Below are 7155 nucleotides of genomic sequence, written 5' to 3'. Positions count from 1 at the left end.
TCTTCAAATGCCCCAAGTGCGGTTGGAAAGCCGATAGGGATTATAATTCCACCCTCAATCACTTAAGGAGGGCAGGCTGGGAGCCAGCCGCAGTGCCCGTGGAGCTCCACCCACTACCCGTAGCCCTACGCTACGGGCAAGGTGGGGCAAGGAAGCGGGAAGCCCCGCCCCCAAGGGCGGGGTAGCTCACAGGCTCATTAGTTAAATTAACTTTAAATGCTATGATGGTTGCTCTGCAGCAATGCACTGCATAGCCGCTTAGCCTTATCAAGGTCCTCGGGTGTGTCGACATCCATGACCAGCGGTGTATCGTACTTAACATCACTCCAGTCCCCCATTGACCCGTTGAATAATGTAACCCCAACGTAGCCAAATGGCCCAATCATGTTAACCACAGGCTTACCAACACCTATGCCTCTCCTCACGAAGTCGATTATCAAGTCTGGGGTTATGAGGGGTGTGTCCACTGGCATGGTTAGTAGTGGCCTTGGTGTAAGTAGCCTTAGGGCAAAGGAGAGGTCCTCCACGTAACCCACGCCACTGCTGATGTATACGTCGTGGTGGTAAAGTTCCCTCACCAGGCTTAGTGTAGTGCTGCTTCGCCTTGAAACTGAAACCACCACCCTATCCACCCCAGCATTGGTGAGGTTGTCCAAAACCCACGCTATCATGGGTTTGCCGCATAGCTTCACAGAACCCTTATCAACACTACCCAGCCTACTACCCCTACCACCAGACATCACTAGTGCTGTGATTCTCACTGGTGCTGCTTAGGAATAAAACTTATAAACAAGATGGGATGGGCGAGGCATCGTGTCGTCCGTGGCTGTTTACATCGTTAGGAGAATTATAAACATGATCATTACGTTGCTGTTCCTAATAGCAATAGTATTCACGCTCATACACCTACTGGCACCGTCACCATATGCGCTGGCTAGGATATGGGTTGGGGCCAGGGCTACCCCACAGGCGTTGCAGGCGGTGATAAAGGCCTATGGTTTAGATAAACCTCTATATGTACAGTTCATTAACTACATCGTCGATGTTTTCACAGGTAACTTCGGCATAGATACAATGTTCAAGAAGCCGGTCCTAGCCGTGATAAAGGTGTACCTACCTTACACGCTCCAACTGGTCCTAACTGGGACAATAATAGCATTGATAATAGGCGTCTTCACAGGTGCCATTGCTGGTGCCAAGAAGGACACAGCCACAGACTACACCATAAGGATAATATACCTTGTGACTTGGTCAATGCCCCCATTCCTAGTGGCGATTCTACTACAGTTGCTAATAGCCTATGACCTTGGCCTATTACCCGCAACAGGTGTTGTTAACCCCATATACACCCCACCAAAGCCAATAACAGGGTGGCCGCTGCTTGATGCAGCCCTTGAGCATGACTGGCCTTACTTCACGTCAATGCTTAGGCACCTAATACTACCAGCCACGTCACTGGCTCTTGTATCCTTCGGCTTAATCACCAGGTTGATGAGGAACACCATGATTGATGTTATGAATAGGGATTACATTAGGACCGCCGTGATGAAGGGCTTACCAAACAGAAGCGTCATATATAAGCATGCGATGAGGAATGCGCTCATACCAATAATAACAATAGCCGTCCTAGCCTTCGCTACCTCGATAGCGGGTGCCGTTGTTATTGAGGACATCTTCCAGTACCACGGCATGGGTTGGTTCACCACCCAAGCCCTATTTAACCTAGATTACCCAACAATACTGGGCTTCACGTTCATAGTTGGGATATCCATAATGGTGGCTAACCTAGTCGCCGATTTGCTTTACGCGGTGGTGGATCCGAGAATAAGGTTGGAGTGAGGTGGTAGCCGTGTCGATTGCCGTTCTTGAAAACCCAAGATTAACCCTGAAGGTTCTTCTTAGGAACCCAGCATCAGCCTTCGGGTTAATAATAATAACGCTATTCATTGTGTGGTCCATAATAGAGGGCTCACTTCAGGTAGTTGGGACATTGACAAGACACCCAAGTCTAGGGTGGGTTCTACTGCCATATAACCCACTCGCAGTGAACCTTATGGCTAGTAATGAACCACCCTCAATACATCACCTCCTCGGGACCAATGCTGAGGGTCAAGATATATTAAGTAGGATACTTTATGCGGCGCCGATAGATGCATCTGTGAGCATAGTCACGGTATTCTCAGCAATAGCCATAGGTGGGGTGCTTGGTATGATTGCCGGTTACTACGGTGGGTGGATCGACGAAGTGATAGGTAGGGTAACCGATGCGTTCTTGTCCATACCAGGGTTAATACTGCTGTTAGCCCTAACCATACTCATAGGTTCAGGGTACTTCCAATCAATGATAGCCTTGATAATTGTCTGGTGGCCTATATACGCCAGGTTATCCAGGGCTCAAACCCTTGAGATAAAGAGCAGGTACTTCATAGACTCAGCCAGGTTATCGGGCCTAGGCGACTTCTTAATACTAATTAAGCACGTGTTCCCTAACATGATTGACCCAGTTTTAGCCTATGCAACATTAGACTTCGGTAACGTCATATTAACCTACGCCACCCTGGGCTTCCTGGGCATAGGCATTAAGCCACCTACACCCGAGTGGGGGGAGATGGTTAGCGCTGGATTAGAGGAATTGCCGGGCTACTGGTGGACCGCGATATTCCCAGGACTGGTAATAACCATAGTGGCGTTGAGCTTCGCCCTAGTCGGCGACGGCCTACAGGACATACTAGTGGGCAGAATCAACTACTAATTAATTACTAGTAGAGTTTGGTTTCAACCTAGATTAAGGCCTCAAGGAGTAGGTAGACGCCGATGGCTATCATGGCGGCACCAGCCGCCTTCTCGATTAAGGTGCCGATGGATGCGATTCTACTGATACTCCTCCTACCCCAACTGGCCACGGTGAATACTACCGACGCCATTGTTATGAAGCCCAGCGAGAATGCCGCTGTTGTTAAAACACCTGTCAATACGTTGTGCGTTAATTGAGATGCTAATATTGAGCCCAACGCCACTCCGGCAAAGATGGGGCCTATGCACGGTAACCATAACCCAGTTAGCACAAGGCCCATTAGCAAGTCCGCTAATGCACCACCTGGCTTAAGCCTACTACCCAGGTTCTGAACCCTTGAGGTTAACGTGATGAAGCCCCTGTATAATGGAGGTACCAGGAAGACGAGTCCCATGAACATTAACACTACTGATGAGGCTAGGTAGAGGATTGACCTGGTAATGCCACTAAGCCCCACTAGGCTGAGCAGTGAACCCAAGGCTGTGTAGAATACTAGGAATCCGCCGAATAGGGCAATTGGGTTAACCCTCCTATTGATGACCATTAAGGCTATCGATACCAATGCGGGTAGGGCGCATGGCATTATTGCTGAACCCAGACCAGCCAGATATGATAATGTTAACGCCGTAAAGCTGCCTAGGGGCGATGATGATGGGTGTGGGGGTATTTGAGAAGCAGTGTTGGTGTTGACTAGGTTCAGTATATCCATGAATACTTGAGGCGGGTAGGCACCTATTATCACCTCCTTAACCACCAACTCACCGTCATAGTCATACGCAACCAGTAGTGTTGGCGTTGCTTGAACCGAAAACGAAACCACTTGCGTCGTATTTGGTTTATAGGCCCTAACACTCACCTCGTTCCCAATGGGCATAACCACGTAAACTGTACCGTTAATAACCAGGTTAATACTGGTTAACGGTAAGGCTGACTGGTAATCCAAATCCACGTAGACTGGTATGAAGTGGGATTGAACGTAGTTAGCTATGGTTACATTGCTAAGTACGCTTGATTTAAGGTAGTTGCAGGCTATGCACTGCGAGTCGGCGTAAATCACAAGGAGATACTTACCACTGCTAGTCATTAACAAATCCTCAAATGAGCTGGGATTGGTGACTAAGTAGGCGTTGACATTGCCGAACTTAATTATTGATAATGAGTAGGCCAGGATTGAGACTCCTATTAAAAATGCGATAAGGGTCAGTAAGGCTATGCGAGTCTTCATGTACTTAATTGAACTAGTTAGGTATTTAAAAGGATTTTTCCTAATCAACCTGAGAAGCTCATGGATGGTAAGATGGCTATTGATGTTGTTTGGGCTAGGGGGCACGTTAATGTGATGGCAACCCACAGAAACACCCTTGAGATTACTAGGGATGATTATGTGACTAAGAGGGGGGATTGCATAGTAGCCTGCTGTGCCGATAAGGCAGCCCTCGACTTGAACACGCCCCTTAGGGAGGTGATAACAGGTGGCTGTTCATTAGTGGTAATGATTATCATAATTGGTTCGGAGATGGATATTGTGGTCGGTTTGGGTTTAAGGGGGCTTAGGCTGAGGGATGGTAGGAGGATCATAGTTAGGAGAAGCGCCTACATTGATGATGCCACGGTTATGGTCCTGGCCAATAAGGCCGCTAAGGATTTAAAAAAGGATCTTATTAATAAAGCTAAGGACGGTGAACCAGTGGCGGTGGTCATAATTGGATCAGAGCTTAAGCAGGATTAACAGGTTGAAGTCGCTACTATACAGGAAGTTAATACACCTACTACTCTCACTATTGTTAATAGTCCCATTGTTCACGGGGTTAAGCAGTATTGATACCCAGCTATACTACACCGTAATATTGATTGGGGTATCGCTGCTATACATATACCAGGTTAAGAAGCCCCTAATATCAGTGGTGATTAGGGATGCGCTTGAGGATGCCAGACACAACGTTAGGGCTAACATACTGAAGATGACTGAGGCGCTTAACGCAACTATAGCCAAGGAGTTGTTGGTCTCCATGGACAGACTTGAGTACATGTTCAGCGAGTTCGTTAGAAGTATTGAGAGGGATTATGAGAGGAAGTGGGGTTACCTGGGCGTGTTAATGGGTGTTGTTGGGGTTTACGCATCGTTCATCATCACCGGTGGCTACGCCTACTACGGGGTATTAGCGTTGATATTCTACGATACATCAAGTGCCTTGTTCGGAACCCTCATAGGGAGGGTTAGGATGCCGTACAGCAATACTACAATAGAGGGTATCTTAATGGGTACCTTAGTCTTCTCGCTGGTGTTAGCCGCCTTAATAGGCATCAGCTACCTACCAATACTATACCTCACCGGTATAGCCCTTGGGGTTGCTGAATCATACAGCGGGGAGGATAATTTAACAATACCAATTGTGGCATCCCTAATGGCATACCTATTCAAGCTACCTAGGATTGTTTAACGTAATCCGGCATCCACTCTAACGCTTGCTTAAAATAGGTCATTAATTTCGCTAATCCACTTGGCAGCGTCCTTGGCGTAATACGTTATTACTATGTTAGCCCCAGCCCTCCTAATCGCTATTAGGGATTCGAGCACGGCCATTTTCTCATTAAGCCAGCCATTCAATGAGGCTGCCTTAATCATGGCGTACTCCCCACTAACCTGATACGCGGCTAAGGGTACCTCGGGGAAGCTCTGTCTAACAAGCCTAATAACGTCTAGGTAAGGCATGGCGGGCTTAACCATGACTATGTCAGCCCCCTCCTCAAGGTCCATGGCAACCTCCTTCAATGCTTCATAAGCGTTCCTAGGATCCATTTGATAACTACGCCTATCACCAAACCTAGGCGCACTATCAGCAGCCTCCCTAAATGGACCATAGAACGTGCTGGCGTATTTTGAGCTGTAGCTCATTATAATGACGTCGGTGAAGCCGTTTTCATCCAACGCCGTCCTTATGGCCTTAACCTGACCATCCATCATACCTGAGGGTGCCACAACATCAACACCAGCCTCGGCGTAGTTAACAGCCACCTTGGCATAGAGGTCAATTGTGGCATCGTTGTTAACCACGAACCTGGGCTGCTTAGCCTCCTGTAGGGTGGCTGGTGGATCCTCATACTCAACCACCCCACAGTGTCCATGGTCCGTGTAGTCGCATAGGCATACATCAGCCATGAGAAGTATTGAATCACCGAAGGTATCCCTAAGCATCTTCACGGCCCTTGGAACCGGCCCATTCCTATCATAGGCCAGGGAGCCCTTCGGATCCTTACGCTTAGTTACACCGAAGAGCAGGAACGATCTAACATCAGCATCAACAGCCTCATCAACAGCCTTAATCAACTCATCACCAACAGGGTACCTGTACTGCCCCGGCATTGAATTTATTGGTTCAACAGAACCCTCATCCTTAATGAATATAGGCCAGACGAGGCTACTGGGCATTAGAGTAGTCTCGGAAACCAGATTCCTAATCAACCTACTACCCCTCAACCTCCTCGGCCTGGTAGTTGGGAACCTGTAGTAGCGCATTAGACGCTATCAATTGGAGGGAAATAAACCCTTCTGATGCGCACAATCCAATGCGGGTAACTTATTAAAGATGTTGCGCATCAAGTTAGTAGCCATGAGGATACTGTCGTGGAACGTTAATGGAATTAGAAGCATATCGAGGAAAGGCACCCTAAGCGTGGTTAACGACTTTGATGTGGTGCTGCTACAGGAGGTTAGGTCAAGTGACCTACCCCTAGATGTACTATCAATGGGGTTTAACGTCTATGGCTTGCCGGCAGTCAGGAAGGGCTATAGTGGTGTACTTACCCTGAGTAAAATAAATCCAATCAATGTGATTAGGGGTATTGGGGTGAGGGATTTCGATGACGAGGGTAGGGTCATAACAATCGAACTCGGTGAATTCTACATAATTAATGCATACTTCCCAAGGGCTGGTGATGACCTCAGTAGGCTTCAATTTAAGTTAAACTTCGATGAAGCTATCGAGAAGTTCACCCTGAACCTGGTTTCAAAGAAACCTGTGGTGATGTGCGGCGACTTCAACGCCGTGTATGATAGGCGTGACTCAAGCTTCTGGGATGAGGAGCACCCAGGGTTAACACCAAGGGAGAGGCTATGGTTAAGCGGTTTCATTAAAAAGGGCTTCGTGGATACCTATAGGTTAATCCACCCACATGACGTTAAATACACCTGGAGGAGTTTCAGAGATAAGGATATAGCCATGAGGATAGATTACTGCTTAGTCTCAGGTGAATTAGCTAGTAGGGTTGCAAATGTGGATATATTAAACGTGGAGGGTTCAGACCATTACCCAATTCTACTTGAATTGCGTTGAATCAGCTGCCTTAGAGTAATGTTTAAA

The 7155-nt window shown here is 47.6% G+C and carries 8 protein-coding genes and 1 pseudogene; 6 read left to right on the top strand and 3 right to left on the bottom strand.

Annotated elements, in window-relative coordinates; genetic code table 11:
* Positions 1-185 (top strand): annotated as a pseudogene (locus AAX04_RS12410) (RNA-guided endonuclease TnpB family protein); the annotation flags it as partial.
* 27 nt (positions 186-212) lie between these two features.
* Here the strand turns inward: AAX04_RS12410 and AAX04_RS09605 are convergent.
* Positions 213-761, bottom strand: a complete 549-nt coding sequence (locus tag AAX04_RS09605) for an NTP transferase domain-containing protein (RefSeq protein WP_066797542.1) — start codon at positions 759-761, stop codon at positions 213-215.
* 49 nt (positions 762-810) lie between these two features.
* Between AAX04_RS09605 and AAX04_RS09600 the strand changes: the two genes are divergently transcribed.
* Together AAX04_RS09600 and AAX04_RS09595 are read left to right on the top strand one after the other, a co-directional pair.
* Complete coding sequence (locus AAX04_RS09600) at positions 811-1839, top strand: ABC transporter permease (RefSeq protein ID WP_369818425.1); 1029 nt, start codon at positions 811-813, stop codon at positions 1837-1839.
* 10 nt (positions 1840-1849) lie between these two features.
* The gene (locus tag AAX04_RS09595) at positions 1850-2752 is read left to right on the top strand and encodes an ABC transporter permease (protein WP_084761369.1); all 903 of its coding nucleotides are present in this window, start codon (positions 1850-1852) and stop codon (positions 2750-2752) included.
* Positions 2753-2780: 28 nt separating this feature from the next.
* On the opposite strand, the gene AAX04_RS09590 is transcribed toward AAX04_RS09595, so the two are convergent.
* A complete protein-coding gene (locus AAX04_RS09590; RefSeq protein ID WP_066797539.1) occupies positions 2781-4019 on the bottom strand; it encodes a thioredoxin fold domain-containing protein in 1239 nt (412 codons plus the stop codon).
* Between the two features lie 60 nt (positions 4020-4079).
* On the opposite strand from AAX04_RS09590, the gene AAX04_RS09585 reads away from it, so the two are divergent.
* On the top strand, positions 4080-4523 hold the full coding sequence (locus AAX04_RS09585) for a DUF371 domain-containing protein (RefSeq protein WP_084761367.1): 444 nt from the start codon (positions 4080-4082) through the stop codon (positions 4521-4523).
* On the top strand, positions 4498-5235 hold the full coding sequence (locus AAX04_RS09580) for a hypothetical protein (protein ID WP_084761364.1): 738 nt from the start codon (positions 4498-4500) through the stop codon (positions 5233-5235). The genes AAX04_RS09585 and AAX04_RS09580 overlap by 26 nt, the downstream gene beginning before the upstream one ends.
* Before the next feature lie 29 nt (positions 5236-5264).
* On the opposite strand, the gene hemB is transcribed toward AAX04_RS09580, so the two are convergent.
* The gene (gene hemB, locus AAX04_RS09575) at positions 5265-6311 is read right to left on the bottom strand and encodes a porphobilinogen synthase (protein ID WP_066797536.1); all 1047 of its coding nucleotides are present in this window, start codon (positions 6309-6311) and stop codon (positions 5265-5267) included.
* Between the two features lie 94 nt (positions 6312-6405).
* Between hemB and AAX04_RS09570 the strand changes: the two genes are divergently transcribed.
* A complete protein-coding gene (locus AAX04_RS09570) occupies positions 6406-7128 on the top strand; it encodes an exodeoxyribonuclease III (RefSeq protein ID WP_066797533.1) in 723 nt (240 codons plus the stop codon).
* Positions 7129-7155 lie beyond the last annotated feature (27 nt).

Origin of the sequence: Caldivirga sp. MU80 (genome assembly GCF_001663375.1) — an archaeon.
Lineage (GTDB): Archaea > Thermoproteota > Thermoprotei > Thermoproteales > Thermocladiaceae > Caldivirga.
Note: the sequence above shows the minus strand (reverse complement) of the source record. Positions and strands in the feature narration are given on the sequence as shown.

What these genes read in the sequence shown, in the direction of transcription:
- AAX04_RS09585 (WP_084761367.1), top strand. Translation starts at nt 4,080, where the DNA reads ATGGATGGTAAGATGGCTATTGATGTTGTTTGGGCTAGGGGGCACGTT.
- AAX04_RS09570 (WP_066797533.1), top strand. Translation starts at nt 6,406, where the DNA reads ATGAGGATACTGTCGTGGAACGTTAATGGAATTAGAAGCATATCGAGG.
- AAX04_RS09590 (WP_066797539.1), bottom strand. Translation starts at nt 4,019, where the DNA reads ATGAAGACTCGCATAGCCTTACTGACCCTTATCGCATTTTTAATAGGA.
- hemB (WP_066797536.1), bottom strand. Translation starts at nt 6,311, where the DNA reads ATGCGCTACTACAGGTTCCCAACTACCAGGCCGAGGAGGTTGAGGGGT.